This window comes from Bacillus sp. SG20033 (assembly GCF_044570195.1).
Taxonomy (GTDB): domain Bacteria; phylum Bacillota; class Bacilli; order Bacillales; family Bacillaceae; genus Bacillus; species Bacillus subtilis.
Window position 1 is genome coordinate 1,436,315 of record NZ_CP172606.1, and the last position, 25,799, is coordinate 1,462,113.

The following is a 25,799-nucleotide window of genomic DNA, read 5'->3' on the forward strand; positions in this document are numbered from 1 at the left end:
CGTAGGGTGCAGAGCAAATGAAAGGAGTGTTTTCGTTGAATTACAAGCCGAAAGCGCTGAAAAAGGGTGATACAGTCGGAGTGATCGCGCCTGCAAGTCCGCCGGATCCAAAAAAGCTTGACACCGCGCTTTTATTTTTAGAAGAGCTCGGTCTTCAGGTTAAGTTGGGCAAGGCACTGAAAAACCAGCACGGCTATTTAGCGGGACAGGATGATGAGCGGCTGGCGGATCTCCATGAGATGTTCAGAGACGAGGAGGTAAAAGCAGTGTTGTGCGCATGCGGGGGTTTTGGGACAGGACGTATCGCCGCGGGCATTGATTTCAGCTTGATCCGCAAACACCCTAAAATCTTTTGGGGATACAGCGATATTACGTTTTTACATACTGCCATTCATCAAAACACAGGTCTTGTCACCTTCCATGGCCCGATGCTCAGCACGGATATTGGCCTTGACGACGTTCACCCGCTGACAAAAGCGTCATATAAGCAGCTCTTCCAGGAGACGGAATTCACCTATACAGAAGAGCTTTCTCCGCTGACCGAGCTTGTTCCTGGAAAAGCGGAAGGCGAGCTTGTCGGGGGAAATCTGTCTTTGCTGACGTCTACACTGGGCACGCCATTTGAAATTGATACGAGAGGAAAGCTTCTGTTTATTGAAGATATTGACGAGGAGCCTTATCAAATCGACCGAATGCTGAATCAGTTGAAAATGGCGGGGAAGCTGACGGAGGCGGCGGGAATTCTAGTTTGTGATTTTCACAATTGTGTCCCGGTGAAGCGAGAGAAGTCTCTCTCGCTTGAGCAGGTGCTGGAAGACTATATTATTTCTGCGGGCAGGCCTGCTCTGAGAGGATTTAAAATCGGCCACTGCTCGCCAAGTATTGCCGTTCCGATCGGTGCGAAAGCTGTTATGAATACAGCAGAAAAAACAGTCGTAATAGAGGCAGGCGTTTCAGAAGGGGCGCTGAAGACATGAAAATCATTCGAATCGAAACAAGCCGAATCGCCGTTCCGCTGACAAAGCCGTTTAAAACTGCGCTTCGCACTGTGTATACGGCTGAATCAGTCATAGTAAGGATTACTTATGAGAGCGGTGCAGTCGGATGGGGAGAAGCACCCCCGACGTTAGTGATTACAGGAGACAGCATGGATAGCATTGAAAGTACCATTCACCATGTGTTGAAACCGGCATTGCTTGGAAAAAGCCTGGCGGGCTATGAGGCCATTCTACACGACATCCAGCATCTTCTTACAGGAAATATGAGCGCGAAGGCTGCTGTAGAAATGGCGCTATACGATGGCTGGGCGCAGATGTGCGGGCTGCCGCTTTATCAAATGCTTGGCGGATATCGAGATACGCTGGAAACAGATTATACCGTCAGTGTCAACTCACCTGAAGAGATGGCAGCTGATGCCGAGAATTATCTCAAACAAGGCTTTCAAACGCTGAAAATAAAGGTCGGAAAAGATGATATTGCAACAGATATCGCCCGTATCCAGGAAATCAGAAAACGTGTCGGATCAGCTGTGAAACTGCGTTTAGACGCTAATCAGGGGTGGAGGCCGAAGGAAGCGGTAACTGCCATTCGGAAAATGGAGGATGCGGGTCTAGGCATTGAGCTTGTCGAGCAGCCGGTCCATAAAGATGATCTCGCTGGGCTTAAAAAGGTGACAGATGCAACAGATACGCCGATTATGGCTGATGAAAGTGTTTTTACACCGCGCCAGGCGTTCGAAGTTCTGCAAACCCGGAGCGCAGACTTGATCAATATTAAATTGATGAAAGCGGGCGGCATCAGCGGAGCAGAGAAAATTAATGCCATGGCGGAGGCCTGCGGGGTGGAGTGTATGGTCGGCAGCATGATCGAAACGAAGCTGGGCATTACGGCCGCGGCGCATTTTGCGGCAAGCAAGAGAAACATCACACGCTTTGATTTTGACGCGCCGCTGATGCTGAAAACAGATGTATTCAATGGCGGCATAACATATAGCGGCAGCACGATTTCGATGCCTGGCAAACCGGGCCTCGGAATCACCGGGGCTGCGCTTTTGAAAGGGGAAAAAGAGCAATGATGCACACTGTCATATCAGCAGTGGCCAACATCTGGACAGCGCCTGATTCACCGCGCCCGTCTGATCAATTCATGCTTCAACCGACTGTAATGATCAGAGACTGGCTGGAGCGCATGACGTATGATGAACGGCTTGGATTATGTACAGACAATGTAATCCAAACTCAGGTTCTCTTTGGCGAAAAAGTACTTGTGACAGCGGAACAGGGGAAATGGGTTTCTGTGATCGTGCCTAGCCAGCCATCCCGAAAGGATCCGCGCGGATACCCAGGCTGGATGAAAAAGAACCAGCTGGAAAAATCTATGCCCATCCATTCACAACACGATGTGATGATCAGCAAACCTGCTGCCTTTTTATACAAAAGCAATGGAGAAAAGGAGATCGAATTGAGCTTTTTGACAGTTCTCCCCCTCATTGCAGAAGAAAACGGATATTTTAAGGTTTCGACTGTTTTGGGAGATAGGTTTGTGAAGCAAAGTGATGCAGTGCCTGTCAGCAAACAGAAAGGGACTGCTGAAGACATCATTCAAACGGGAGCTTTTTTTCTCGGCCTTCCCTACCTATGGGGAGGGATCAGCGGGTTTGGATTTGATTGCTCCGGTTTTATGTACAGTATATTTAAGGCGAATGGATACAGCATCCCCCGTGATGCGGGAGATCAGGCTAAGGCGGGGAAGGGTGTCCCGCTTGATGATATGAAAGCCGGTGATCTGCTGTTTTTTGCTTATGAGGAAGGAAAAGGAGCGATTCATCACGTCGGTCTGTATGTAGGCGGCGGGAAAATGCTGCATTCTCCAAAGACAGGGAAATCAATCGAAATCCTTACATTAACAGAGACAATCTATGAAAAAGAACTTTGTGCGGTGCGCCGCTGTTTTTCAGAATAAGGAGGGAGACAAATGACGCCACTGCCTTTGTTAGAGGTCAGCCAGCTAAAAATGCATTTTGACGCAGGGAAAAAGCGGACAGTCAAAGCCGTCGATGGGGTCACCTTTCAGATTCGTGAAGGAGAAACGTTCGGGCTAGTCGGGGAATCAGGGTGCGGGAAATCAACCTTGGGGAGAGTGCTGATGCGCCTTTATCAGCCGACAGAAGGAAGCGTGACATACTGCGGCACAAATCTTCATGCGCTGAGTGAAAAAGAGCAGTTTGCCTTCAACCGCAAACTGCAAATGATTTTTCAGGACCCCTATGCTTCACTTAACCCGCGCATGACCGTTCGAGAAATTATTTTGGAGCCGATGGAGATTCACAATCTCTACAATACCCATAAAGCACGGCTTCTCGTCGTGGACGAGCTGCTTGAGGCAGTAGGGCTTCATCCTGATTTTAGCAGCCGTTATCCCCATGAATTCAGCGGTGGACAAAGACAGAGGATTGGGATTGCCAGAGCACTGTCACTGAATCCTGAATTTATCGTTGCAGACGAACCGATTTCTGCACTTGATGTCTCTGTTCAAGCACAGGTGGTCAACCTGCTGAAGCGGCTTCAAAAAGAGAAAGGGCTAACGTTTTTATTCATTGCCCATGATCTTTCGATGGTGAAGCATATCAGTGACAGGATCGGTGTGATGTACTTAGGACACATGATGGAAATTACAGAGAGCGGCACCTTGTATCGTGAACCGCTTCATCCCTATACAAAGGCGCTTTTGTCCTCGATTCCGATTCCGGATCCCGAATTGGAGGACAAGCGTGAGCGTATTCTCTTGAAAGGGGAGCTGCCGAGCCCGGTCAATCCGCCGAGCGGCTGCGTGTTTCGGACCCGTTGTCCGGAGGCGATGGCTGAATGTGGAGAATCTCGTCCCCAGCTTCAAGAAATCGAACCCGGCCGTTTTGTCGCTTGCCACTTATATCGAAATGCTGAAATGAAAGAAAAAGTGAGATAAACAAAAAGAGTGGCTCCTTAGAGCCACTCCATTTGTTTATACTTGATGTAAAAACTTTACACAAACCGGGTAAGGGACAGAAACCGTTGATGGGAGGAGTGTCAATCGGCCGGTTTCTTTGTCTCTTTCAAACAAGACAAGGTTGCCTGTTTCTTCATTTGTAGCAACGAGGAAGCCTTCCGTTGGGTCAAATACAAAGTCACGAGGCCAGTTTCCTTCTGTCGACACTCTTTCTACGAAAGCCAGCTCTCCTGAATATTGATTCACTTCAAATACGGCGATACTGTCATGGCCGCGGTTTGCGACATAAACAAAACGTCCGTCCTGCGTGACATGAATTGCGCTTCCCTGGCTGTTATCTGTAAAATCATCAGGGATGGCAGAAACGACTTGGATTTCTCTAAATTCGCCGGCTGTCGGGTTGTATTCAAGCGCAATCACTTCATTGCTTAATTCTGTCATGACATAAGCGTATTTTTCTTTCGGATGAAAAGCGATATGGCGAGGTCCTGCACCGGGAGCGAAGGAATGGCTTCCGGATTCAGTCAATACGCCGTCTTTCAGCTTATAGGTGTACAGCTTATCTATACCTAAATCAACCGCTACCACATAATTGTGTTCAGGTGTGAACCCCGCGTAGTGTGTATGCGGTTTTTCTTGTCTTTCGTGCGGCCCTTTTCCTGTGTGAGCGGCCTCTGAAACAGGTGATTGCAAGCTGCCGTCTTCCTGAACCGGAAAAACGTGTACCTTCCCGCTGTGATAATTGGCAGTCAGTACGAATTGATTTTGATCATCAACGCTTACGTGGCATGGCGAAGGGCCATCAATTAACTGATGATTCAGAAATGTCAATTCGCCGCTGTTTTTATCGATTTGATAGGCAGCAACTCCGCCTTGGCCGTCTGCTTTTTCGATGGAATAAAGGATGGTGTTGTTTTTATTCGGCGCCACATATGTCGGGTTTCCCAGCTTAGCGGCCAGCTTTGGCTCGCTGAGTGCTTTTTTCTCAGTATCAAGCTCAAATGAATAAATTCCTTCGCTTCCGCCTTTTGTATATGTTCCCACATATCCTATGTATTTTGTCATGCGATTTCCCCCTTAAAAATGATGTCACCTCTATATTAACGTATCTTGATAAAATAAGCTGTTCAAAACATGAAAAAGGGGAAGATTCTTCATTCGCCTCGAATCAGCGGCATTGTACAGCACCTGAAGGAGCCGCCTGATTTAATAATTTCTGACAGGTCAATTTCGATAATGTGATAGCCTCTTTTCGATAGCTGTTGATTGACATGGCGGTTGCCAGGGAGACTGATGATCGTTTTTTTCCCGATTGAAAGGACGTTGGTGCCAAGCGTAAATTGTTCGTCCTCGGGCACCTCAATAAGATCATAACGTTTTGCCAGCATATCGGCTGCATCTGGCTCAATGGCCTGTGGATAAATTAACGCTTCGCTTTCAGATACAATGTTAAATACGCAGTCCAAATGCAAAAATTTTTCATGCAGCTTCACTGGAACGATCGTATACTCAGGAAGTGCCTCTTCCAGCTGGCCGATAGCTGAAATGTCGGTGCGCTGGCTGATTCCGACATAGACAATGTCATCATCGATAATGACGTCTCCGCCTTCAATACTCGTATCAAGCATGCGGGTGTAAGAGATACCTTGGCTGTGAAAAAAATCTTTTATAACGGCTTCTTCTCCTTGGCGAATCGGTTCAGTCATGCTCGACAGAAAGGCTTTTTCTCCGATGACAAATCCTATATCCCTAGTAAAAACCTGCTCTGGTAGTCCGTCGCGAACGGGCAAAAGGACGACCTCAACGTTGTGTGACCTAAGTGCCTCCACTAAGCGGCTGTGCTGGTCGTTTGCGGTTTTTACATGAATATTGTCATCTTCAAAATGTTTTTGTGTTTCGTTTATAACATCTTTTATGGTCATGTGCTCAGGTTTGCATAAGATCACTTTCTGAAGTGTGCCGTATTCCGTTCGGCATACCGTTTTGTGCTGAGATTTCGGGATGGATACGTCCATTTGTTTTTCCTCCTAAAGTGTGAAGAATACATTTATTATTCCCTCATCATGAAAATCATTAAACCATTTTAAATTTTAGACAAATGGAAGAGAATATTGTTTAATAGGAGAATATAAGTGCATTTAGCTAAAAGATCAGACATCAAAGGGGAGAAAGGTATGGAAACACCGGAAACAAGATTTTGTAAAGAGTCAAAGGTTGTGAAAACCAGCAGGGTGTTCCCGCTTGACACGAACAACCATAATACGCTGTTTGGCGGAAAATTAATGAGCTACATAGACGACATTGCCTCTATTTCAGCGGCGCGCCATTGCAGACGTGAAACGGTAACAGCTTCAATGGATTCTGTAGATTTTTTAAAGCCGATCGGGCAAAAGGATTCTGTCTGCCTAGAGTCATATGTGACATGGGTCGGCACATCTTCTATGGAAGTATTTGTGAAAGTTATTAAGGAACATTTGATGACTGGCGAACGGGAACTCGCTGCCACATCCTTTTTGACATTTGTCGCATTAGATTCAAATGGCAAGCCGGTGCCTGTACCGAGAGTTGTACCGGAAACAGAAGAAGAAATCATGCTTCATAATACAGCAGTACAGCGCGCTAATGAACGAAAGAACCGCAAGAAGCACAGCCAGGCGCTTGCAAATGCGCTCGGAACTGATAAGCCTTGGTGAACGTTAAACCCAAAACATAAGTTGTTTTGGGTTTTTTTTTGTAATTTCAATGGTGATTATTACAATGGTTAGTCCGTTTTTGCTAGGGGATTCTATAAAAAAGCAACAAATGTCATGTTAAATTGATAATTTTGTGACAACTTTATAAAAGATTCATTTTAGATATATCTTTTAATCGTGAGATCATGTATTTTAAAGATATATTCTAAATACATCTTTTCGAAAGGATTGTTTATACAATGTTAGATAACAAAACAATCGAAATTATTAAAAGCACTGTACCCGTATTGCAACAGCATGGTGAAACAATCACTGGCCGTTTTTACGATCGAATGTTTCAAGACCATACAGAGCTTTTGAACATTTTTAACCAAACAAACCAAAAGAAAAAAACACAGCGAACTGCATTGGCAAATGCCGTTATTGCAGCTGCGGCGAATATTGATCAGTTAGGAAATATTATTCCGGTTGTCAAACAAATCGGCCACAAGCACCGCAGTATCGGAATTAAGCCTGAGCACTACCCAATCGTCGGTAAATATTTGCTGATTGCGATTAAAGATGTATTGGGAGACGCTGCAACTCCTGACATTATGCAGGCATGGGAAAAAGCGTACGGAGTCATTGCTGACGCGTTCATCGGAATTGAAAAAGACATGTATGAACAGGCGGAAGAGCAAGCTGGCGGGTGGAAGGAGTATAAGCCATTCGCTATCGCAAAAAAAGAGCGGGAAAGCAAAGAAATTACATCCTTCTATTTGAAACCGGAAGACGGCAAGCCGTTACCTGAATTCCAAGCAGGTCAATATATCAGCATCAAAGTGCGGATTCCTGATTCTGAATATACGCATATCCGCCAGTACAGCCTGTCTGATATGCCGGGAAAAGACTATTATCGAATTTCAGTGAAGAAAGATGGTGTCGTGTCTTCCTACTTACACGATGGGCTGCAGGAGGGAAATTCAATAGAGATCAGCGCGCCGGCAGGGGACTTTGTTTTAGATCCTGCATCACAAAAAGATCTTGTTTTGATCAGTGCCGGAGTTGGCATTACACCAATGATCAGCATGTTGAAAACATCTGTTTCCAAACAGCCTGAACGGCAAATTCTGTTCATTCATGCGGCGAAAAACAGTGAATATCATGCATTGCGCCATGAAGTAGAAGAAGCAGCAAAACATTCTGCTGTTAAAACAGCATTTGTGTATCGCGAGCCGACAGAGGAAGACCGTGCAGGTGATCTGCATTTTCATGAAGGACAGATTGATCAGCAATTCCTCAAAGAACTGATTGCCAACACAGATGCGGATTACTATATTTGCGGTTCACCGTCGTTTATTACGGCAATGCATAAGCTTGTATCAGCGCTCGGATCAGCGCCGGAGTCTATCCATTACGAGCTATTCGGTCCGCAATTAAGTTTGGCGCAGTCCGTTTGAACACATACATGAAACTCTTCTCCTTTCAGAGAAGAGTTTTTTATTGAGATATAAGAAGGTAGACAAGCGCCGGTTTCTACATTCGGACAATCACAGACCCGCCGCCATTTGTGCATACACGGTTTTGCTGTTCTTGCATTGTTCTCAGCAATTCATTGTTTACCTCAATCGCTCTAATTAGTTGCTCCATCCTTAGCTCCAAACCGGCCAGCCTGTCGATTGTTTGCTGCTGGTAGCCCGCGGGTTGGGGAGCCAATGGCAGATCAAAGGGCCAATGGGTATTCGACTTCTGATTTTTCATATTGCGTATTGCACCTCCAATCGGTGTCACTTTCTATTATGTTATGTTCAGGCGATGTGCACGTTCGCCTATTTAGACACTGATGCATAGCGGGCCTGCCACGGGGCACAATAGGCTCAATATGACCAGCGGATGGAGGTAAAGATCGGTGTTATGGATGGTATGGGTATTTTTACTGAAGCCAGTTATCGTATTTTCGATTGCATATATTTTGTTTCGGCTTGCCGGTAAAAAAGCTGTGTCACAAATGAACAATTTTGATCTGCTTTTGACCTTCGCAATCGGAACCATTATCAGTGAGCCGATCCTTACATCCAAGCTGCCGATGTCAATTTATTATGCGGGTGCTTTTTTGGTGCTTTATCTTATCATGAGCAAGCTCTCTTTATCTAATAAATGGCGATGGCTCCTAGTCGTGAGCCCGACTGTCCTAATCCGAAACGGGGATATTGATGAACGCGGCCTTCGTAAAGAAAGGCTGACTGTTAATGAGCTGCTTGGAAAGCTGAGGGAAAAGGGCTATGCCGACCCGGCTGACATTGATCTTGCTATCATTGAAGAAACGGGAGAAGTAAGCGTCATCCCGAAAGAGGAAGCGAGAGCGGTGCAGGTGCGGGATTTGAATATGGAAGCTGAACGGAATTTTATCCCGATTCCGCTCATACTGGATGGCGAAATCCTTGATCATAATTTGAAATATCTCCAAAAAAACCGATCCTGGCTGTTTGAGAAGCTTGAGGAAAAAGGGTACAGCCCCAAACTGCTGTCTTCGATTACCCTTGGCACGATGAATGCACGCGGTGATATATCCCTTGATTTAAATACCGCTAATGAACCGCAGCATGATCCTTACTTATATAAACCGGGAAATAACAATTAAGATGGCTCTCTCTTGTAATGAGAGCTTTTTTCTTTTTTAAAGGGAATTTTTGTTTGGTGTCAAATGTACCTAGTTAGGAGGGGAACTGAACATGAAGGACTTATCCATAAGAAACGACATGGCGCCAACGGTCAGTTTGCTGTATTCCGCAGTGGAAGAAAACAGTCTCCGTCTGGCTTCCATCGTAAGCCATATGACACACAGTGAACTTTACTATAAGGGGCGCAGCCAAACAAAAAACAGCACGGCTCAGCTTTTGCACCATATCACAAATGTTGATATCAGATGGGTCTGGCGTATCAAGGAAAATCGGATACCGGACCATATTGAACAGGCATACGGCCCGATGACAGATGAAAGCGGACGGCTGCCTGAACCGGTGAATCAGCCAGACTTAGATGAACTCCTGAAAAGACATCAGCATGTAGTAGAGGAGTTGAAATCGGTATGCTTCACTTTAACTGAAAATGCTTTGAACCAGCCGCTTTCCTTCGAAGGTGACACCGCGACGATACGATGGGGAATTTGGCATATGGCAGATCATAACCGCTATCATCAGGCACATATTGAAGCTCTCAAAAAAGAATGGAAGCAGGATGTGGCGAAGTATGAACGCTAAAACGAAGCTTGTGACTGATCGAATTCGTTTGCGCTGTATGGAAAAGCGGGATCAAGCCACTTTGTTTGGGCTGCTTTTTAATGATCCTGACGTCATGAAATATTATTCCGGTTTAAAAGATAAGAGGCAAACCCGCGAGTGGGTCAATTGGAACCAACGAAATGAAAAAGGGTACGGCGTTAGTCTGTGGATCGCCGAAGATAAGCGGACAGGGGAGTTTTTGGGGCAATGCGGCATCGTTCCCCAGCAGATCGAAAATCAAACCGTAATGGAAATTGGCTATATGTTTGCCCGCCGCCACTGGGGGAACGGCTATGCGCAAGAAGCGGCTCGGGCCTGTCTGGACTATGGCTTTAACGAGCGGCAGTTCGGCAAAATGGCGGCTTTGATTGATCCGGGTAACAAAGCGTCCATACGGGTAGCGGAGAAAATCGGCATGCATCATAGCCACGATCAGAAAATGGAATAAACAGATCGCGGTATATGAAAGAAAATCTTACAATTGAAAGATAGAGCTGAGTTTAGTATCATGATATCATGTAAAGTTTTCTAGGGTTCCGCATGTCAATTGACATGGACTGGTCCGAGAGAAAACACATACGCGTAAATAGAAGCGCGTATGCACACGGAGGGAAAAAAGCCCGGGAGAGTCAATCTCATGTGAGACGACTGTCCGGGGTTTTTTTGTTTTCGGAGAATCCTATAGATAGAAAGGAATGACTCAAAATGAAATGGGGATTGGTCGTGCTTGCCGCTGTTTTCGAGGTTGTTTGGGTGATAGGCTTAAAGCACGCTGACTCAGCCTTAACATGGAGCGGCACTGCCATCGGCATCATATTCAGCTTTTACCTTCTAATGAAGGCGACTCACAGTCTGCCTGTTGGTACCGTGTATGCCGTCTTTACCGGGCTCGGCACAGCGGGAACAGTACTTAGTGAAATCGTTCTTTTTCATGAACCGGTTGGATGGCCGAAGCTATTGTTAATTGGCGTGCTCTTAATCGGTGTAATCGGGTTGAAGCTTGTGACACAGGATGAGACAGAGGAAAAAGGAGGCGAGGCATAATGCTGCACTGGATCAGTTTATTGTGCGCGGGCTGTTTAGAAATGGCCGGCGTGGCCCTTATGAATCAATATGCGAAAGAAAAAAGCGTAAAATGGGTGCTGTTGATCATTGTTGGTTTTGCCGCTTCATTTTCCTTGCTGTCGTACGCAATGGAAACCATTCCGATGGGAACGGCTTACGCGGTCTGGACAGGAATTGGCACCGCCGGCGGGGCGCTTGTCGGCATCCTCTTTTACAAGGAGCAGAAAGACGCCAAACGGATCTTCTTTATCGCGTTGATTTTATGCTCAGCGGTTGGTTTAAAAATTCTGTCATAAATTGATTTTTATCAAATCTTCAGTATAATGGATAAATAGTTTAGACTTACAAAGATAAGAGGGATTATTCATGAAATCATATATGACTCAGCGGTTGGACGAATACCGTGACGGAAATGAGGATAAAGGGCGGCTCTTGGTCAGCTGCCCCGATCAGCCGGGCATCGTCTCTGCAGTTTCCGCGTTTTTATTTGAACACGGTGCCAATATTATAGAATCAAATCAATATACGACAGACCCTGAAGGCGGCCGGTTCTTCCTGAGAATCGAATTCGACTGCGCAGGCATTCGTGAGAAAAAAACATCACTTCAGGCGGCGTTTGCCTCTGTTGCGGAAAAATTCGACATGACATGGAGCTTAACTTTGGCAAGCGAACTGAAGCGTGTCGCCATTTTCGTTTCAAAGGAGCTCCACTGCCTGCATGAGCTGATTTGGGAATGGCAAACCGGCAACCTGATGGCGGAGATCGCTGTTGTCATCAGTAACCATGAGGAAGCGAGAGAGCTGGTTGAGCGCCTGAACATTCCATTCCACTATATGAAAGCGAACAAAGACATCAGAGCGGAAGTCGAAAAGAAGCAGCTTGAACTGCTGGAGCAGTACGATGTTGATGTCATCGTGCTCGCACGCTATATGCAGATTCTAACTCCTGATTTTGTTTCGGCTCATCCGAATCGCATCATCAATATCCACCATTCATTCCTGCCAGCTTTTATCGGTGCGAATCCGTACAAACGGGCCTACGAGCGCGGCGTGAAACTGATCGGTGCGACATCTCATTATGTGACAAACGATCTTGATGAAGGGCCGATCATTGAACAGGATATTGAGCGTGTGGACCACCGCGATAATGCGGAAGCGCTGAAAAACATCGGAAGAACAATTGAGCGCAGCGTGCTTGCCCGTGCTGTGAAATGGCATTTGGAAGACCGTGTCATCGTTCATGAAAATAAAACAATCGTCTTTAACTAGACTGCAAGAGGCCCGCTCAATGCGGGCTATTTTTGATGACAAAAAACCTTGACAAGTGTCTTTTTTCTTTGCATAATATAAAAAAATCATTGAGCGTTGAAGAGGATTAGTAAGCAGATCTTTCTGTGACAGAGAGCAAAATGAATCGCTGAAACATTTTGCCGCATGAAACCTGCCGAACCTGCCTTGGAGTCCTAGGGGGAAAACCTAGGCGCATAACCTGGCGTTACAGGAGAGCGGAGCGTGCACAAGCGCGTTCAATCAAGGTGGTACCACGGAAACCCATTTCGTCCTTATGAATCAGGATGAAATGGGTTTTTTTATTGTAGAAGATCCGCGGAGGAGAATAAATGAAAAAACAAAGAATAGTAGTGAAAATAGGAAGCAGTTCGCTCACAAATAGCAAAGGAAGCATTGATGAGGCAAAAATCAGAGAGCATGTTCAGGCGATTTCCGTGTTAAAAAAAGCGGGGCATGAAATGATTCTGATTACCTCGGGTGCCGTAGCGGCGGGGTTTTCCAGCCTCGGTTATCCGTCCCGTCCCGTTACCATCAAAGGAAAACAGGCGGCGGCCGCGGTCGGACAAACATTGTTAATGCAGCAATATATGAATCATTTTAAACAATACTCACTGACTCCGGGACAAATCCTTTTAACGAGAAATGATTTTTCGAAAAGAGAACGGTACCGAAACGCGTATGCTACGATAATGGAATTATTGGAACGCGGCGTCATTCCGATTATCAACGAGAACGATTCTACATCTGTTGAAGAATTGACATTCGGAGATAATGATATGCTTTCTGCGTTAGTCAGCGGATTGATTCACGCGGACCAGCTCATGATTCTCACCGACATTAACGGACTGTATGATGCCAATCCAAATGAAAATCCTGAGGCGAAACGATTTGATTATTTGCCGGAGATCACGCCTGAATTGCTTGGATATGCAGGTTCAGCTGGATCAAAGGTCGGCACCGGCGGAATGAAATCAAAGCTGTTAGCCGCACAAACCGCGCTGTCTCTGGGAGTGAAAGTATTCATTGGAACTGGCAGCGGAGAGCAAAAACTTGCGGACATTTTGGACGGCAGGGGAGACGGCACTTATATCGGAGACAAAGAACTATCTTCGGTTAACAACACAAGGCAGTGGATTCAGTTCCACTCGCCGATATCGGGAGAAATTATCATTGATGCGGGTGCCGAGGAGGCGATGATCCATAATGGAAGCAGCCTTTTGCCCGCTGGCGTTGTGGGTGTGAACGGAAGCTTTCCGAAAGGGGCGGTTGTGGAAGTCAGGGGACCGGGCGGCGTGATCGGCAAAGGCCAAACCCATTACTCCTCTGAGGAGATTATGGAGGCCAAAGGCAAACGCAGTGACGAACTTGATTTTGAGAAAACGTTTGAGGTTATTCATAGGAATGACTGGGTCAATGTAAACGACTAGGAGGCGGAAAAATGAGTGAAGTTTCTGTAAAAGCGAAGCTGGCGAAAGAAGCAGCAGCCGAAATGATCATGAAAACAACAGCCGAGAAGGATGAGGCGCTCAGCCTCATTGCAAACGGACTCCGCAAAGAACTTGATTTTCTCTTGGCGGAGAATGCAAAAGACATTGAGAACGGAAAAGAGAATGGTTTAACACCGGACATCATTGACCGTCTCACACTGGATGAGAAACGGATACGCGATATCGCGGACGCGGTGGAGCTCTTAATCGACTTAGCGGACCCGGTCGGCGACTCTCTTGAAGCGATCGAAAAAGAAAATGGCCTGTTTATTGAGAAAATCCGTGTGCCGCTCGGTGTCGTAGGAATGATTTATGAGGCGAGGCCAAACGTCACAGTTGATGCGGCTACCCTTTGCCTGAAGACAGGGAACGCGGTTGTGCTGCGGGGAAGCTCCTCAGCCATCCACAGCAACAAAGCGCTTGTCAGTGTCATTCACAGAGCACTTGAGCAATCAGCGCTTCCGATTAACGCTGTGCAGCTGATTGAGGATACGAGCAGAGAGACAGCAAAAGAGCTCTTTACGTTAAATGATGGCTTAGACGTATTGATTCCGCGCGGAGGCAAGAAACTGATTGATCTCGTTGTGAGAGAATCAACAGTTCCTGTATTAGAAACGGGAGCAGGAAACTGCCACATATTCATTGACGAAACAGCCAAACCGCAAATGGCAGAAAAGGTTGTCGTAAATGCCAAAACGCAGCGCCCTTCCGTATGCAACGCGATTGAATCATTGCTGATTCACAAGGCTTGGGCAAGACAGCATGGGAAAGAATTGCTGGACCAGCTGGAAAACGCGGGAGTTGAAATTCGCGGTGATGAATTGGTATGTGAACTTCATCCTTCAAGCAAACAAGCATCAAAAGAAGATTGGGAAACCGAATTTTTAGCGCCTGTCCTCAGTGTAAAGACGGTTGAAAACGTCCAAGAAGCTGTGAAGCATATCCAACAATATGGCACCAACCATTCTGAAGCGATTTTAACTGAAGATGACAAAAACGCGGCTTATTTTCAAACGGCTGTCGATGCTGCCGCGGTCTATCATAACGCGTCAACCCGCTTTACCGACGGCTTTGAATTCGGCTACGGAGCCGAAATCGGCATCAGCACGCAAAAGCTTCATGCAAGAGGACCGATGGGGCTTCCTGCACTGACTTCTACAAAATACATCATTAAAGGAACTGGGCAAATCCGTGAATAGCGGGGAAATGTTCAATAAAAAAGCTTATCTCATTACGAGGTAAGCTTTTTTATACGAGAAAAATTGACATTTTAAATTTAATTGTGTACAATTTAATTGTATAAAATATATTGGGGGGAATGAAAAATGAGTCAGCCATTATTTACAGCAACTGTTTCAGCGGTAGGAGGAAGAGAAGGAAAGGTCATTTCATCAGACCGCGTTCTTGAGCTTGATGTCGCAATGCCGGGGACACCGAGAGCCAAGAAATTAGAAAAAGCGACAAATCCAGAGCAGCTGTTTGCAGCAGGTTATGCAGCTTGCTTTGACAGCGCCCTGCAGCTTGTCGCAAGAACAGAACGAGCAAAAGTAGAGACAGAGGTTACAGCGAATGTTAGCCTGTTAAAGGATGAAGCGGACCAGGGCTATAAGCTGGGTGTGACGCTGCAAGTAAAAGGAGAAGGAGTCAGTGCATCAGAATTGGAGGCGCTTGTGAAAAAAGCGCACGGCGTCTGCCCGTACTCAAAAGCAACCTCCGGAAATATTGATGTGACACTTGAAGTTGCTGAATAAATAAAAAGAGGATGCCTGTACAAGGCATCCTCAATTTTTTTGATGAAGTGTTTCCAGCAATGTATATAGAGCGGATTTTAACTGTTTGAGATCCTCCCCAGACTGCTTTGAGAGCCCCAGAATTGTCTCTGGAATGTCAACGGCTTTTTCTTTTAATAACGCTCCGTCCTCTGTCAGGCTGATCAACACGGACCGCTCATCCTCTTCAGATCTTTTTCTCGTAATCAAACCCTGTTGTTCCATTCGTTTAAGCATCGGAGTGAGCGTTCCTGAATCTAAATACAGCTGTTCGCCCATTTTTTTGACAGTAAGCGTTTCATGTTCCCATAACAAAAGCAAAGCCAAATATTGAGGGTATGTTATATTCAGCTTATCAAGCAGCGGCTTGTATTGCTTTGTCATTTCCCGCGAACTCGCATATAGCAAAAAACAAAGCTGATTCTCCAATTTCATATGATCGAATTCATTTGCCATTTTGTTCACCAACTCTTTTTTGTCATTCGATTCTATTGTATCTGAAAAACCTCACTTTTCCTATTCTCGGCAAACATAGCATGTTTAAAAAGATCAGAAAGGGAAATATAACAACTAGATACAAATAAGGAGGTTGGGAAATATGGCACTATTTACAGCAAAAGTAACCGCGCGAGGCGGACGGGCAGGACATATTACATCAGATGACGGTGTTCTTGATTTTGATATTGTCATGCCAAATGCCAAAAAAGAAGGACAAACCGGCACAAATCCGGAACAGCTCTTTGCGGCAGGGTATGCTGCATGCTTCGGCGGCGCGCTCGAACACGTAGCCAAAGAGCAGAATATCGAAATTGATTCGGAGATTGAAGGGCAGGTCAGCCTCATGAAGGATGAGAGCGACGGCGGGTTTAAAATCGGTGTCACACTTGTTGTGAACACGAAAGATTTAGATCGGGAAAAGGCACAAGAGCTTGTCAACGCCGCTCATGAATTCTGTCCTTACTCAAAGGCAACCAGAGGAAATGTTGATGTAAAACTAGAATTAAAATAATGACCGGCATCCTGAGGATTCTCAGGATGTTTTTTGGTGTCGGAGCATGCGGGGCGGGCACAGATTTATGATAAAACTTCAGAGAAGCGTTTGAAGCATGCCTTTAAACCAAAAGTTACAGATGAAGGGGGGCGGCTGGCTCGGTGTCTGCCAAGCTGAATTCCGGCGCGCATGATTGCTGTTTTGTATTTGCACAGGGCATAGCGGCTACTTGGAGAAATAACAAGGACCAGGCCGCACATGCCTGATCCTTTTAATATTCTTTCTTATTGGCGAAGTTCCGCCATGCTTGAAACGGGGATAAATGCTCTGTTAGTGTCACTTGATAAAAGGGGATCGTTCTTTCTTCAGCAGGTTTATCAATTTCTTTATAAATGAATGAATCATCAAACCCGGCTTCGGCAGCGTCTGTGTGCTCAGCTGCATAGAAAACGGCTTTAGGCCGGGCCCAGTAGATGGCGCCCAAGCACATTGGACATGGTTCACAGCTCGTATACAAAATGCAGTCATCAAGCTGGTATGCTCCTAGCACCTTACAGGCTTTCCGAATAGCTGTGACTTCCGCGTGGGCAGTCGGATCATTGCTTGTTGTGACGTTGTTCTGTCCTTCTGCAATAATGGCTCCGTCTTTCACGATAACGGCTCCAAAAGGCCCGCCGATTCCTGCATTCACTCCTTCACATGCGAGAGTGACAGCCCGTTTTAAGAACGTTTCATGATTCATCCCAATCCCTCCTGTCAATAGAGTGTTATTAGTATAGCCGAAAAGAATGCAAAGAACATTCTTAAAAAAGTGCAAAATAAACAAAGTAATTGGGGGATTTGCTAAGATAAGAGGAGAAAAGAGGAGGGGTAAACATGCTGCATTTATATATTGCCAGACACGGACAGACCCAATGGAACGTAGAAAAACGGATGCAGGGCTGGCTGGATTCTGATTTGACAGAACTTGGGCTGTACAACGCCCGCGCTCTTGGGGAGCGTCTAAAGGATATTGAATTGAATCAGGTCTACATCAGCCCGAGCAAGCGGACAGAAGAGACAGCAAAAACCATACTGGGATCGCGCAGGCCCCCGCTGGTGATAGATCATATATTCAGAGAAATGTCACTGGGCTCATGGGAAGGGAAAAAACAAGAGGATATTGAAAGGGACGAACCAGATCTTTTTCATGCTTATTTTCATTATCCCGAATCTTATCGCCAGCAGGGATGTGAAACGTTTTTTGACTTTGAAAAACGGGTCAGGCTGGCTCTCCAAACGATTTTAGACAGCCATTCTTCCGGTAATGTTCTCTTGGTTACCCATTCTGTCTTTATATTAATGCTGTTAAATATCATAAAGGGGAGACGCGTTAACGACATATGGAATTCTGCTTACATACATGATACATCATTGAGCCTTGTGAAATTTGATGAAAATGGAACAGCCAAAATAGTAAAAGAAGGGGACGGAAAGCATCGGAAACCGATTTCCGCTTTCTAATAGAAAAAACCATCTGCCAAAGACAGATGGTTTCTATTTTATACTAGCTGTGTCTGCTGTGCTCTTGCCTGTTTTGCAGCTTCAACCATGTTTTTCAATGCTGCAACCGTTTCTTCCTGCTGTCTTGTTTTCAATCCGCAGTCTGGATTTACCCAGAAGCGGTCAGTCGGACAGACGGCAAGCGCATCAACGATAATATTGTACATTTCTTCAGTTGACGGCACACGAGGGCTGTGAATGTCATATACACCAAGGCCAAGCCCTTTCAAATACGGGTGGTTTTTTAAGTAATCTAAAAATCCTCCGTGGCTTCTGCTATGTTCGATTGTAATCACATCGGCATCAAGATCATTGATTGTATCAACGATATCTTCGAAGTTGCTGTAACACATATGTGTATGAATTTGTGTCTCGTTTTTCACGGAAGAAGTGGTTAATCTGAATGCTTCTGCCGCCCAAGTCAAATACTCATCCCAATCGCGGGTTTTCAATGGAAGGCCTTCGCGCAGCGCTGGTTCATCGACTTGAATGATTTGAATGCCTGCGTCTTCAAGCGCTTTAACTTCTTTGCGAAGGGCAAGCCCGATTTGGAAGGCGATTTCTTTCCTCGAGATGTCGTTTCGAGGGAAAGACCAGTTTAAGATTGTAACCGGGCCCGTCAGCATTCCTTTCACATGCTTGGAAGTCAATGACTGTGCGTAGACTGTGTCTTTCACTGTCATCGGTTCAATAAATTCAACATCTCCGTAAATGACTGGCGGGCGGACACAGCGTGAGCCGTATGATTGAACCCAGGCATATTTAGTGAAGGCGAAACCGGCCAGCTTTTCACCGAAGTATTCGACCATGTCTGTCCGTTCAAATTCGCCGTGAACAAGGACATCGAGCTCCAATTCTTCCTGAATATCAATCCATCTTTTTGTTTCCGCATTGATAAAGTTTTGATACTGTTCATCGGACCACTCAGCTTTCCGCCATTTTTGGCGTGCGCTCCGCACTTCAGCAGACTGCGGGAAGCTGCCGATCGTTGTCGTCGGCAAAAGCGGAAGGCCGAGAGATTCATTTTGCAGGGCTAAACGTTCTTCAAACGGAATCGGGCGCTTGAAGTCTTTATCAGTTAATTGCTCAAGCTCTTTCTTTTGTTCAGAATTGGCGCCTGTTGCAAACTGTTTAAGCGCCTGGATATCAGCCTTAGCCTGCTGAATCTCTTCGCTGATCGCCGCTTTTCCTGATACTAAGCCTTCTTTCAAAGCTGTCAGCTCGGCCAGCTTTTCTTTTGCGTAGGATAATCCGTTCAATAGGTCTTTTTCCAAATGCTCATCAGGGTGTTTCGCTACTGGAACATGCAGCAGGCTGCTGGAAGGCTGAATCCACAGTTCATCAACTTTTGCAATGCTGAGAATATCAAGAACGGCATCGAGACGCTCTTCAAGGTCCGCTTTCCAAATGTTGCGTCCGTCGATAACGCCGGCTGCCAGCACTTTGTCTGTCGGAAAGCCATGTGTTTTAAGCTGTTCCAGGTTTCTGCCTTTGTCGTGAACGAAATCAAGGCCAATTCCCTGAACCGGGTAAGAGATCAGCTCTTCATAAGCATCAACAGAATCAAAATACGTCTGCAAAAGCACATTCAAGGATGAAAGCTCACTTGTAATGCTTTCAAATAATTCTTTTGCGCCGCGGACATCTTCACTAGAAGCGGTAACGAGCGCCGGCTCATCGATTTGAACCCATTTTACGCCTTCTTCTTCAAGCTCTTTCAAAAGCTGTACATATAATGGCACAAGGCGTTTTTGGATCGCTTTTGCTTCAGACGGTTCATAGCCTTTAGCAAGCGTAACGAACGTAAAAGGGCCGACAATCACAGGCTTTGTTTCCACACCGTATTCCTGTTTGATCCGGCGATAATCTTCGAGTTGTTTGTTTCTGGTCAGACGGAACTCAATGCTCTCGTCATATTCCGGAACGATGTAATGGTAATTTGTATTAAACCATTTTGTCATTTCACTAGATACGGCGTCTTTGATTCCGCGGGCGATAGCGAAGTATGTATCGGTAGCGTCAGTCAAATGTCTGAAACGTTTCGGGATCCAGTTGAAGCTGACTGCTGTGTCGAGTACATGGTCATACTGTGTGAAATCAGAAACAGGCACAACATCAATCTGCTGGTCAATTTGTGTTTTTACTGCGGATAAAAATAGTTCGTCGATTTGCTTCAAAAACGTGTCTTTATCAGTACTGCCTTTCCAATACGCTTCAAGTGCTTTTTTCCATTCCCGGTTCAGTCCGATTCTCGGAAATCCTAAATTCGATGTTTTGATGGTTGTCATTGTTTCTCCTCCTTTATATGTAAAACACTCTCTTTAACCCGCGGATACAGGCTGCTAAGAGGTTTTCTCACAACAAAAAGCCTCTTTCCCATGAGAGAAAGAGGCTTTTCTACGTAAAACACTGCCTCTCTCATCTCTCAGACACAATCTGATGGAATTAGCACCGTGCCTTATGAGACATCAGTCTCGGCGCGAAAAGCAGTGCGCCCCATTTCACAATGGTATTACGGTCGGTTGCTGTTGGGGTCAAAAGGCCAATCCCTCGCCCAACTCTCGATAAGAGAAAATGTTATTAATTTTTTGAAAAGTTGAATCATTTGTTGGTAATCTTAACAGTAATTCAAATTCATTGTCAACATAGAATTTGAAATTTTTATTTGCATGATGTGGTGTATATTATATAAGAAAAATAATCTTATAGGGTCAACAAATGTGATTGCTCTGCTTTTTCTGCGAGCTCATCAGGAGCTGTTAAATACAGGAATCCATTGCCTGCCAGCGTTTTTGCAATATCAAGAGGAAGTGTCCTGCGGATTAGCTGTGCGAAAACCTCAGATTCAGAAAGCTTTCTTTGAAATGATTCTTCTTCATAGCTTTTGATTAAAGCAAGCGCACCGCTGACATGAGGGGCAGCCATTGAAGTGCCGGTCAGCTTACCGTACTTCTTGTTGGGAAGGGTGGATAAGATGTTTTCTCCTGGTGCAACAAGGTCAATCTCTTTATTTGCGTTAGAAAATTCTGATAATTCTCGCGCTACAGAAACAGATCCAACTGCAATCACTTCATTATAAGCTGCGGGGTAGGAAAGCTCTTCTGTGCGTTCGTCGCCGTCACCTTCATTTCCCGCTGCACAAACGACAAGCACTCCGTTTTTCACTGCGTTTTTCACGGCTTCTTCCAGCTCCGGCACATCACTTGGTCCGCCAAGGGACATTGAGATGATGTCGACTTTCTGTTCCACCGCGTAGTTGATGCCGTTAATTATCCATTCGTATTGTCCGCTGCCGTTCTCGCCGCCAAGAACCTTCACAATCAATAGGCTTGCCTCAGGCGCGACTCCGGCAATGCCTCCGTTTGAATCATTAGCTGCAATTGTTCCGGCGACGTGTGTGCCGTGTCCGTTGTAGTCGGAAATCGCATCTTCCTTGCCGCCGTCGTCATCCGTGAAGTTCTTTCCGCCGATGATTTGATTTTTTAAATCAGGGTGGCTTGTGTCGCAGCCCGTGTCTAATACAGCAACTTTAATATTTTTGCCTTTTACCCCTTTTGCCCACATTTCTGGCGCCTTAATCACTTTAATGCCCTCAGGAAGCTCGTTTACATCCATGATCTGCTCATTCGTCACATACGGGATCAAGCGGATTTCACCATTCATAAAAAAGCCCTCCTTTTTTATGCTTGCAAGTGGATTCAAGGGTGTTGCCTCATATTATATGAAAAAAGCAAGCGCTCGGACAGAGCCATTTGAAGCATTTTGAAAAAATAGGATACACACCAAAGAATTAGTAATCTTCAAAATATTGGATGGCTTCGACATGTATGACTGGGATTCAACTGTAAGTCAAGTTATAATAGTGTTGGGGAAAGGAGCAGTGTCATGAAACTGAATGAAAAATTATATGCATTTTTTTCAGAGCATGTGGAACAAATGGCCGAGGAATGGATTGAAACGATGGAGGAAAGTGATCCGAATTCGCTTTACGCCCTACATAATGCAACAGTAACGGAAGAATTGAAAGAGCAGGACAGAGAATTTTACCGGCATCTGAATTACATGTATGTTTTACCAGAAAAACAATTTCTCGAAGAGTTTCAAGAGTGGGTCATTGAGCTGACCAACGATCAAAAACATCTTGACACACCGGTTCAGTATGTCATTCGGGAGTTTATGAGAAACAGGAGATTATATACGAAGTATTTTGAGAAGTTCGCGGAAGAAAATGAGTCAGCGTTTGAACCGGGAGAGAAGCAAAAATGGGCAGATTTGATTGTAAAAGTATTTGATTTCACCATTTATACATTCGTTGATCACGCTGAAATGAATGCCAAGCAGCAATTAAACGCCCAAAGAGAAATGATATTGGAATTAAGCTCACCTGTCATTACCCTGAGCAAATCAACAGCTCTGCTGCCGCTTGTCGGTGACATTGATACCGAACGGGCGAAGTTTATTCTGGAAAACACGCTTCAAGCTTGTGCGAAAAGACGTGTGGAGCATCTGTTAATCGATCTGTCAGGTGTTGTTGTGGTGGATACGATGGTGGCGCACCAGATCTTTAAATTGATTGAGGCGCTTAATCTGATCGGTGTCCGGTCAACCCTGTCAGGAATCAGGCCTGAAATTGCGCAAACTGCTGTACAGCTGGGGATTGACTTTTCGAATATTACCATTAAAACCAACCTTGCCCAAGCATTAAACTATCATCAATAAAAAAATCCGCTATCTGTGATAGCGGATTTTTTATGATGCGAAACATAAAGATACGAGAAAAGATCCCGCGAATAATAAGAGGACGAGGCAAAAGAACACCCAGTCGCGCCGGTTTACGCTTAATGTCCTGTAGTATGTCCGGTTTCTGCTTCCTGTAAATCCTTTCGATTCCATCGCAAGCGCTGTCCGTTCCGCTTTTCTGATGGCGCTTGCCAATAGCGGTATGGTATATCGTTTTAACGCACTGATTTTATTAATGATGCCGCTCTCCGCCGCTCCTCCTCTGATTTTATGAGCCTGCTGAATCAGCTGGATCTCATCCTTTAACAGCGGAAGAAAGCGAAAGCCTGCAATGACACCGTACGCGAGCTTTGGTGAGAGCCTGCACTGCTGGACAAGGCTCAGCATAAATAAAATCGGATCGGTTGTAAAAACAAACATCATCGATAAGGCGGAAAAGCATAAAATACGAAACCCGAGAGAGATGCCGACAGACACATTATCGCTGTTAATTGAGATAGGGCCTGCTTGAAACAAAAAATTATCCGGTGTTGTCGGCACCTTTCCAAAAACTGCGGCTGTCCACACGCATCCGAATGCCAAAACCAAAAACGGAATCGTAAACAACAGCCATTTTTTCAATGGGATTCCGGCCGCCAGTAAAACGCCCGCGACGATGATGATATAAAAACATGCCGGAGTGTAAGGGTTGTAAATAAACGACAGCATGACGACACAACAAAAAACCGCCGCCGCTTTCACAGTCGGATTAATGAGATGTAACGGCTGCTTCATCACGCACCTCCTCTTGATATACCATCCATTCATATAGAAGGGGAAGGGTGAGCTTTGCTTTTTGGACAAGCCCAGTTTCTTGAGAAAACAACTGCGCTGGAGATCCGTCAAAGGCCAGGCCCGTATCGTGAAGCACAAGCACGCTGTCAGCATACGAAGAGACTAGCTCCATATCGTGTGTAATCATAAGGACAGCGGTTCCCTCTGCCTTGATACGCTGAATCATTTCCATGCATTCAGCCGCTGTGCGGGCATCCTGGCCAAAGGTTGGTTCGTCTAATAATAAAACCTTTACGTCATGCATGAGCATAGTAGCAACGCTCAGTCGCCGTTTTTGCCCTTGGCTGATCGCAAACGGATGATGATCAGCCAAATGCGCAAGACCAAAACGCTGCAGCAGGTGTTGCGCTTTTTTTTCAGTTTCAGCATTTGCTTTCTGGCCGAACAGCAGCTCGTCATATACCGTATCGGTGACGAATTGGTGCTCAGGGTTTTGAAAAACAAATCCCAACCGTTTACGCAATTCTTTTTCTTTATATTTCTGCAGCGGCTGGTCATAGAGAAGGATTTTGCCGCTGTGCGGCTTCATGAGACGGGCCAGAACTGATAGGAGCGTCGATTTTCCAGTGCCGTTCGGACCGACAAGCGCCGTTAAGGAGCCTTCGCGCAACGAAAAGCTGATGTCATTGAAAATCGCCTGCTGTCCTCTCGCGAACGAAAGGCTGCTGACTTCAAGCACACTCTCCCCAGAAGGAGCTTCCTTCTTTTTGACATGCCCGGGAGGAATAGGCTCTTTGAACAGCATCTCTTTTGATAAAGTAAACGGCATACTCAGCTTTTCCTGCAGATGACAGACCTTTGGAATGGCGATGCCCAATTTCTTTAGTGTTTCCGCTTCATGCTGAAATAGATTTTTCGTCAGGCCATCCAGCGCCTTTTTGCCTGATTTGTCGAGCACGATCGTTCTCTCAATCCAAGGCACCCATTCATCAAGCTGGTGCTCAATGACGAGGAGGCTGAAACCTTTTTCCCGCTGAAGATCCTTCATCAGATGAACGAACTCCCGCGCTGAGAAAGGGTCTAAAAGAGAGGTCGGCTCATCTAAAATAATAAGCTCAGGCTCCATCGCCAAAATACAGGCGAGAGCCACTTTTTGCTTTTGTCCTCCTGAAAGGGTAGATATCGTTTTTTCTTTTAAATGGGTAATGCGCAATTTTTCTAATACGGTGTTGATTTTCTCTGTCATTTCTTCTTTTGGAATTTGCAGATTTTCCAGCCCGAATGCAATTTCGTCCTCCACCGTCAGCATGCAGAACTGCTGATCAGGATCCTGAAAAACGACCCCGGCATGCTGAGCAATCGTTTGGGAGGTCTCAGCATCTGTGACCGGCTTTTGAAATAGAAATACATGTCCGGACTGAATGCCGTCGCAAGCCTCCGGATATAGACCGTTTAAACAAAGGGCGAGCGAGCTTTTACCGCACCCGCTCGGTCCTAATAATAAAACACATTCTCCTTTTTGAAGCTCAAACGAAATGTCTTGAAAAACCGGTTTCTCGTCTTCTTCATAAGAGAAGCTGAGCTCGTCAACCTTAAGAAGCTCATCAAAGGCTTGCATGTTCTGACGCCCGCTTCCGTTTCTTTTTCAGTTCCTTTCCGAGTGCCATTCCGTTTAACACACCTGTATAAGCGAGAGAGTCGCTAACAGCTTTTCCGAGAAGCCCCGCCAAAAGCGCGCCGGAAATGAGACGGATCACAAGCATAATGAGCAGATAACCTGGTGAATAGGCTGCATAGCCAGAAACAAAGAGATCATAGATAAAGCTGGCTACTGAAGACCCCATACCGGCCAGCATAAGGACAGGGAGAGAGTATGCTTTCCAGCGTGTTGCAAGAAACACAGCCTCAGCCCCGAGCCCTTGAACAATGCCAATGACGATGACCATCGGGCCAGACGGATTTCCCAGCAGGCACTCAACGAGAGCGGCAATGATTTCAGAAACGAGCGCCGCACCCGGTTTTCGAATCATGTACGCGGCGATCACAGAAACGATAAACCAAATGCCGTAAATCGGTTCATAGGCGATTGGCCCAAACATACCTGCAAGCACGTTTCCGAAATGTGTAAATAATAAATAAACAACGGCAAATACGATACTGATAACGGACATGATGACAATTTCTTTTACTTTCCAGCTTTTCAT

At 45.7% G+C, this 25,799-nt stretch carries 27 protein-coding genes, 2 pseudogenes and 2 riboswitches; of the genes and pseudogenes, 19 read left to right on the plus strand and 10 right to left on the minus strand.

What is annotated here, in order from left to right; genetic code table 11:
* Window positions 1–17 precede the first annotated feature (17 nt).
* From ACFVP7_RS07675 to ACFVP7_RS07690, 4 genes are read left to right on the plus strand one after another with little or no spacing between them, the layout of a single operon-like run.
* Entirely contained in the window at window positions 18–977 is a 960-nt protein-coding gene (locus tag ACFVP7_RS07675; protein ID WP_338733421.1) for an LD-carboxypeptidase, read from the plus strand.
* The gene (gene ykfB, locus ACFVP7_RS07680) at window positions 974–2,074 is read left to right on the plus strand and encodes an L-Ala-D/L-Glu epimerase (RefSeq protein WP_338733423.1); all 1,101 of its coding nucleotides are present in this window, start codon (window positions 974–976) and stop codon (window positions 2,072–2,074) included. The genes ACFVP7_RS07675 and ykfB overlap by 4 nt, the downstream gene beginning before the upstream one ends.
* Window positions 2,071–2,961 (plus strand): gamma-D-glutamyl-L-lysine dipeptidyl-peptidase, encoded by an 891-nt coding sequence (gene eepC / locus ACFVP7_RS07685; protein WP_396583135.1) that lies wholly within the window; start codon window positions 2,071–2,073, stop codon window positions 2,959–2,961. The genes ykfB and eepC overlap by 4 nt, the downstream gene beginning before the upstream one ends.
* 12 nt (window positions 2,962–2,973) lie before the next feature.
* Window positions 2,974–3,963, plus strand: coding sequence for an ABC transporter ATP-binding protein (locus ACFVP7_RS07690; RefSeq protein WP_396583136.1), 990 nt, complete (start codon window positions 2,974–2,976; stop codon window positions 3,961–3,963).
* Between the two features lie 36 nt (window positions 3,964–3,999).
* Here ACFVP7_RS07690 and pgl read toward each other — a convergent pair whose 3' ends face one another.
* Together pgl and ACFVP7_RS07700 are read right to left on the minus strand one after the other, a co-directional pair.
* On the minus strand, window positions 4,000–5,049 hold the full coding sequence (gene pgl, locus ACFVP7_RS07695) for a 6-phosphogluconolactonase (protein WP_396583137.1): 1,050 nt from the start codon (window positions 5,047–5,049) through the stop codon (window positions 4,000–4,002).
* An 89-nt stretch (window positions 5,050–5,138) separates the two neighbouring features.
* Window positions 5,139–5,999: a dimethylarginine dimethylaminohydrolase family protein gene (locus tag ACFVP7_RS07700; RefSeq protein ID WP_003232597.1), complete on the minus strand. Its 861-nt coding sequence runs from the start codon at window positions 5,997–5,999 to the stop codon at window positions 5,139–5,141.
* A gap of 159 nt (window positions 6,000–6,158) precedes the next feature.
* On the opposite strand from ACFVP7_RS07700, the gene ACFVP7_RS07705 reads away from it, so the two are divergent.
* The gene (locus ACFVP7_RS07705) at window positions 6,159–6,677 is read left to right on the plus strand and encodes an acyl-CoA thioesterase (protein WP_003232595.1); all 519 of its coding nucleotides are present in this window, start codon (window positions 6,159–6,161) and stop codon (window positions 6,675–6,677) included.
* 227 nt (window positions 6,678–6,904) lie between these two features.
* Window positions 6,905–8,116 carry an NO-inducible flavohemoprotein gene (hmpA, locus tag ACFVP7_RS07710; RefSeq protein WP_396583258.1) on the plus strand — a complete coding sequence of 404 codons (1,212 nt, stop codon included), beginning with the start codon at window positions 6,905–6,907 and terminating at the stop codon, window positions 8,114–8,116.
* A 76-nt stretch (window positions 8,117–8,192) separates the two neighbouring features.
* Here hmpA and ACFVP7_RS07715 read toward each other — a convergent pair whose 3' ends face one another.
* Window positions 8,193–8,417 carry a hypothetical protein gene (locus ACFVP7_RS07715; RefSeq protein WP_032725555.1) on the minus strand — a complete coding sequence of 75 codons (225 nt, stop codon included), beginning with the start codon at window positions 8,415–8,417 and terminating at the stop codon, window positions 8,193–8,195.
* A 148-nt stretch (window positions 8,418–8,565) separates the two neighbouring features.
* Between ACFVP7_RS07715 and ACFVP7_RS07720 the strand changes: the two genes are divergently transcribed.
* The 9 genes and pseudogenes from ACFVP7_RS07720 to ACFVP7_RS07760 all read left to right on the plus strand — a co-directional run bounded on the left by ACFVP7_RS07720 (window position 8,566) and on the right by ACFVP7_RS07760 (window position 15,530).
* The gene (locus ACFVP7_RS07720; RefSeq protein WP_015715759.1) at window positions 8,566–9,297 is read left to right on the plus strand and encodes a DUF421 domain-containing protein; all 732 of its coding nucleotides are present in this window, start codon (window positions 8,566–8,568) and stop codon (window positions 9,295–9,297) included.
* A gap of 91 nt (window positions 9,298–9,388) precedes the next feature.
* On the plus strand, window positions 9,389–9,916 hold the full coding sequence (locus ACFVP7_RS07725; RefSeq protein WP_396583138.1) for a DinB family protein: 528 nt from the start codon (window positions 9,389–9,391) through the stop codon (window positions 9,914–9,916).
* A pseudogene (locus ACFVP7_RS07730) lies at window positions 9,906–10,422 on the plus strand (GNAT family N-acetyltransferase). The gene ACFVP7_RS07725 and the pseudogene ACFVP7_RS07730 overlap by 11 nt, the downstream one beginning before the upstream one ends.
* A gap of 32 nt (window positions 10,423–10,454) precedes the next feature.
* A riboswitch (guanidine-I (ykkC/yxkD leader) is annotated at window positions 10,455–10,566 on the plus strand.
* 76 nt (window positions 10,567–10,642) lie between these two features.
* Complete coding sequence (gene ykkC / locus ACFVP7_RS07735; RefSeq protein ID WP_003232583.1) at window positions 10,643–10,981, plus strand: multidrug efflux SMR transporter subunit YkkC; 339 nt, start codon at window positions 10,643–10,645, stop codon at window positions 10,979–10,981.
* Complete coding sequence (gene ykkD, locus ACFVP7_RS07740) at window positions 10,981–11,298, plus strand: multidrug efflux SMR transporter subunit YkkD (protein ID WP_014476583.1); 318 nt, start codon at window positions 10,981–10,983, stop codon at window positions 11,296–11,298. Before ykkC ends, ykkD begins: the two co-directional genes overlap by 1 nt.
* 70 nt (window positions 11,299–11,368) lie before the next feature.
* On the plus strand, window positions 11,369–12,271 hold the full coding sequence (gene purU, locus ACFVP7_RS07745) for a formyltetrahydrofolate deformylase (RefSeq protein ID WP_021479442.1): 903 nt from the start codon (window positions 11,369–11,371) through the stop codon (window positions 12,269–12,271).
* 350 nt (window positions 12,272–12,621) lie between these two features.
* The gene (gene proB, locus ACFVP7_RS07750; protein ID WP_396583139.1) at window positions 12,622–13,719 is read left to right on the plus strand and encodes a glutamate 5-kinase; all 1,098 of its coding nucleotides are present in this window, start codon (window positions 12,622–12,624) and stop codon (window positions 13,717–13,719) included.
* A gap of 11 nt (window positions 13,720–13,730) precedes the next feature.
* Window positions 13,731–14,978 carry a glutamate-5-semialdehyde dehydrogenase gene (gene proA / locus ACFVP7_RS07755; RefSeq protein ID WP_396583140.1) on the plus strand — a complete coding sequence of 416 codons (1,248 nt, stop codon included), beginning with the start codon at window positions 13,731–13,733 and terminating at the stop codon, window positions 14,976–14,978.
* Window positions 14,979–15,104: 126 nt separating this feature from the next.
* Entirely contained in the window at window positions 15,105–15,530 is a 426-nt protein-coding gene (locus ACFVP7_RS07760; protein WP_396583141.1) for an organic hydroperoxide resistance protein, read from the plus strand.
* Between the two features lie 30 nt (window positions 15,531–15,560).
* On the opposite strand, the gene ohrR is transcribed toward ACFVP7_RS07760, so the two are convergent.
* Entirely contained in the window at window positions 15,561–16,004 is a 444-nt protein-coding gene (gene ohrR / locus ACFVP7_RS07765; protein WP_396583142.1) for an organic hydroperoxide resistance transcriptional regulator OhrR, read from the minus strand.
* Between the two features lie 142 nt (window positions 16,005–16,146).
* On the opposite strand from ohrR, the gene ACFVP7_RS07770 reads away from it, so the two are divergent.
* Together ACFVP7_RS07770 and ACFVP7_RS07775 are read left to right on the plus strand one after the other, a co-directional pair.
* On the plus strand, window positions 16,147–16,557 hold the full coding sequence (locus ACFVP7_RS07770) for an organic hydroperoxide resistance protein (protein WP_003232570.1): 411 nt from the start codon (window positions 16,147–16,149) through the stop codon (window positions 16,555–16,557).
* A gap of 26 nt (window positions 16,558–16,583) precedes the next feature.
* A pseudogene (locus tag ACFVP7_RS07775) lies at window positions 16,584–16,761 on the plus strand (hypothetical protein).
* 49 nt (window positions 16,762–16,810) lie between these two features.
* Here ACFVP7_RS07775 and guaD read toward each other — a convergent pair.
* Window positions 16,811–17,281 carry a guanine deaminase gene (gene guaD / locus ACFVP7_RS07780; RefSeq protein ID WP_003245084.1) on the minus strand — a complete coding sequence of 157 codons (471 nt, stop codon included), beginning with the start codon at window positions 17,279–17,281 and terminating at the stop codon, window positions 16,811–16,813.
* A gap of 134 nt (window positions 17,282–17,415) precedes the next feature.
* Between guaD and ACFVP7_RS07785 the strand changes: the two genes are divergently transcribed.
* On the plus strand, window positions 17,416–18,042 hold the full coding sequence (locus ACFVP7_RS07785) for a histidine phosphatase family protein (protein WP_375060109.1): 627 nt from the start codon (window positions 17,416–17,418) through the stop codon (window positions 18,040–18,042).
* A 38-nt stretch (window positions 18,043–18,080) separates the two neighbouring features.
* Here ACFVP7_RS07785 and metE read toward each other — a convergent pair whose 3' ends face one another.
* Window positions 18,081–20,369, minus strand: coding sequence for a 5-methyltetrahydropteroyltriglutamate--homocysteine S-methyltransferase (metE, locus tag ACFVP7_RS07790; protein ID WP_375060108.1), 2,289 nt, complete (start codon window positions 20,367–20,369; stop codon window positions 18,081–18,083).
* Window positions 20,370–20,496: 127 nt separating this feature from the next.
* A riboswitch (SAM riboswitch) is annotated at window positions 20,497–20,652 on the minus strand.
* A 132-nt stretch (window positions 20,653–20,784) separates the two neighbouring features.
* The gene (gene isp / locus ACFVP7_RS07795; protein WP_014479598.1) at window positions 20,785–21,744 is read right to left on the minus strand and encodes a serine protease Isp; all 960 of its coding nucleotides are present in this window, start codon (window positions 21,742–21,744) and stop codon (window positions 20,785–20,787) included.
* Between the two features lie 222 nt (window positions 21,745–21,966).
* Here isp and rsbRB point away from each other — a divergent pair, with 222 nt between their 5' ends.
* Entirely contained in the window at window positions 21,967–22,800 is an 834-nt protein-coding gene (gene rsbRB / locus ACFVP7_RS07800; RefSeq protein WP_003232560.1) for an RsbT co-antagonist RsbRB, read from the plus strand.
* 30 nt (window positions 22,801–22,830) lie between these two features.
* Here the strand turns inward: rsbRB and thiX are convergent, their stop codons facing one another.
* From thiX to ACFVP7_RS07815, 3 genes are read right to left on the minus strand one after another with little or no spacing between them, the layout of a single operon-like run.
* Window positions 22,831–23,595, minus strand: a complete 765-nt coding sequence (gene thiX / locus ACFVP7_RS07805) for an HMP/thiamine ABC transporter permease ThiX (RefSeq protein WP_396583143.1) — start codon at window positions 23,593–23,595, stop codon at window positions 22,831–22,833.
* Entirely contained in the window at window positions 23,570–25,213 is a 1,644-nt protein-coding gene (locus ACFVP7_RS07810) for an ABC transporter ATP-binding protein (protein WP_396583144.1), read from the minus strand. Before ACFVP7_RS07810 ends, thiX begins: the two co-directional genes overlap by 26 nt.
* The gene (locus ACFVP7_RS07815; protein ID WP_003232554.1) at window positions 25,200–25,799 is read right to left on the minus strand and encodes an ECF transporter S component; all 600 of its coding nucleotides are present in this window, start codon (window positions 25,797–25,799) and stop codon (window positions 25,200–25,202) included. The genes ACFVP7_RS07810 and ACFVP7_RS07815 overlap by 14 nt, the downstream gene beginning before the upstream one ends.

Excerpts from the sequence above, each read along its gene's own strand:
- ACFVP7_RS07675 (WP_338733421.1), top strand. The coding sequence starts at position 18 with ATGAAAGGAGTGTTTTCGTTGAATTACAAGCCGAAAGCGCTGAAAAAG.
- ykfB (WP_338733423.1), top strand. The coding sequence starts at position 974 with ATGAAAATCATTCGAATCGAAACAAGCCGAATCGCCGTTCCGCTGACA.
- eepC (WP_396583135.1), top strand. The coding sequence starts at position 2,071 with ATGATGCACACTGTCATATCAGCAGTGGCCAACATCTGGACAGCGCCT.
- ACFVP7_RS07690 (WP_396583136.1), top strand. The coding sequence starts at position 2,974 with ATGACGCCACTGCCTTTGTTAGAGGTCAGCCAGCTAAAAATGCATTTT.
- pgl (WP_396583137.1), bottom strand. The coding sequence starts at position 5,049 with ATGACAAAATACATAGGATATGTGGGAACATATACAAAAGGCGGAAGC.
- ACFVP7_RS07700 (WP_003232597.1), bottom strand. The coding sequence starts at position 5,999 with ATGGACGTATCCATCCCGAAATCTCAGCACAAAACGGTATGCCGAACG.
- ACFVP7_RS07705 (WP_003232595.1), top strand. The coding sequence starts at position 6,159 with ATGGAAACACCGGAAACAAGATTTTGTAAAGAGTCAAAGGTTGTGAAA.
- ACFVP7_RS07715 (WP_032725555.1), bottom strand. The coding sequence starts at position 8,417 with ATGAAAAATCAGAAGTCGAATACCCATTGGCCCTTTGATCTGCCATTG.
- ACFVP7_RS07725 (WP_396583138.1), top strand. The coding sequence starts at position 9,389 with ATGAAGGACTTATCCATAAGAAACGACATGGCGCCAACGGTCAGTTTG.
- ykkC (WP_003232583.1), top strand. The coding sequence starts at position 10,643 with ATGAAATGGGGATTGGTCGTGCTTGCCGCTGTTTTCGAGGTTGTTTGG.
- ykkD (WP_014476583.1), top strand. The coding sequence starts at position 10,981 with ATGCTGCACTGGATCAGTTTATTGTGCGCGGGCTGTTTAGAAATGGCC.
- purU (WP_021479442.1), top strand. The coding sequence starts at position 11,369 with ATGAAATCATATATGACTCAGCGGTTGGACGAATACCGTGACGGAAAT.
- proB (WP_396583139.1), top strand. The coding sequence starts at position 12,622 with ATGAAAAAACAAAGAATAGTAGTGAAAATAGGAAGCAGTTCGCTCACA.
- proA (WP_396583140.1), top strand. The coding sequence starts at position 13,731 with ATGAGTGAAGTTTCTGTAAAAGCGAAGCTGGCGAAAGAAGCAGCAGCC.
- ACFVP7_RS07760 (WP_396583141.1), top strand. The coding sequence starts at position 15,105 with ATGAGTCAGCCATTATTTACAGCAACTGTTTCAGCGGTAGGAGGAAGA.
- ohrR (WP_396583142.1), bottom strand. The coding sequence starts at position 16,004 with ATGGCAAATGAATTCGATCATATGAAATTGGAGAATCAGCTTTGTTTT.
- ACFVP7_RS07770 (WP_003232570.1), top strand. The coding sequence starts at position 16,147 with ATGGCACTATTTACAGCAAAAGTAACCGCGCGAGGCGGACGGGCAGGA.
- guaD (WP_003245084.1), bottom strand. The coding sequence starts at position 17,281 with ATGAATCATGAAACGTTCTTAAAACGGGCTGTCACTCTCGCATGTGAA.
- ACFVP7_RS07785 (WP_375060109.1), top strand. The coding sequence starts at position 17,416 with ATGCTGCATTTATATATTGCCAGACACGGACAGACCCAATGGAACGTA.
- metE (WP_375060108.1), bottom strand. The coding sequence starts at position 20,369 with ATGACAACCATCAAAACATCGAATTTAGGATTTCCGAGAATCGGACTG.
- isp (WP_014479598.1), bottom strand. The coding sequence starts at position 21,744 with ATGAATGGTGAAATCCGCTTGATCCCGTATGTGACGAATGAGCAGATC.
- rsbRB (WP_003232560.1), top strand. The coding sequence starts at position 21,967 with ATGAAACTGAATGAAAAATTATATGCATTTTTTTCAGAGCATGTGGAA.
- thiX (WP_396583143.1), bottom strand. The coding sequence starts at position 23,595 with ATGAAGCAGCCGTTACATCTCATTAATCCGACTGTGAAAGCGGCGGCG.
- ACFVP7_RS07810 (WP_396583144.1), bottom strand. The coding sequence starts at position 25,213 with ATGCAAGCCTTTGATGAGCTTCTTAAGGTTGACGAGCTCAGCTTCTCT.
- ACFVP7_RS07815 (WP_003232554.1), bottom strand. The coding sequence starts at position 25,799 with ATGAAAAGCTGGAAAGTAAAAGAAATTGTCATCATGTCCGTTATCAGT.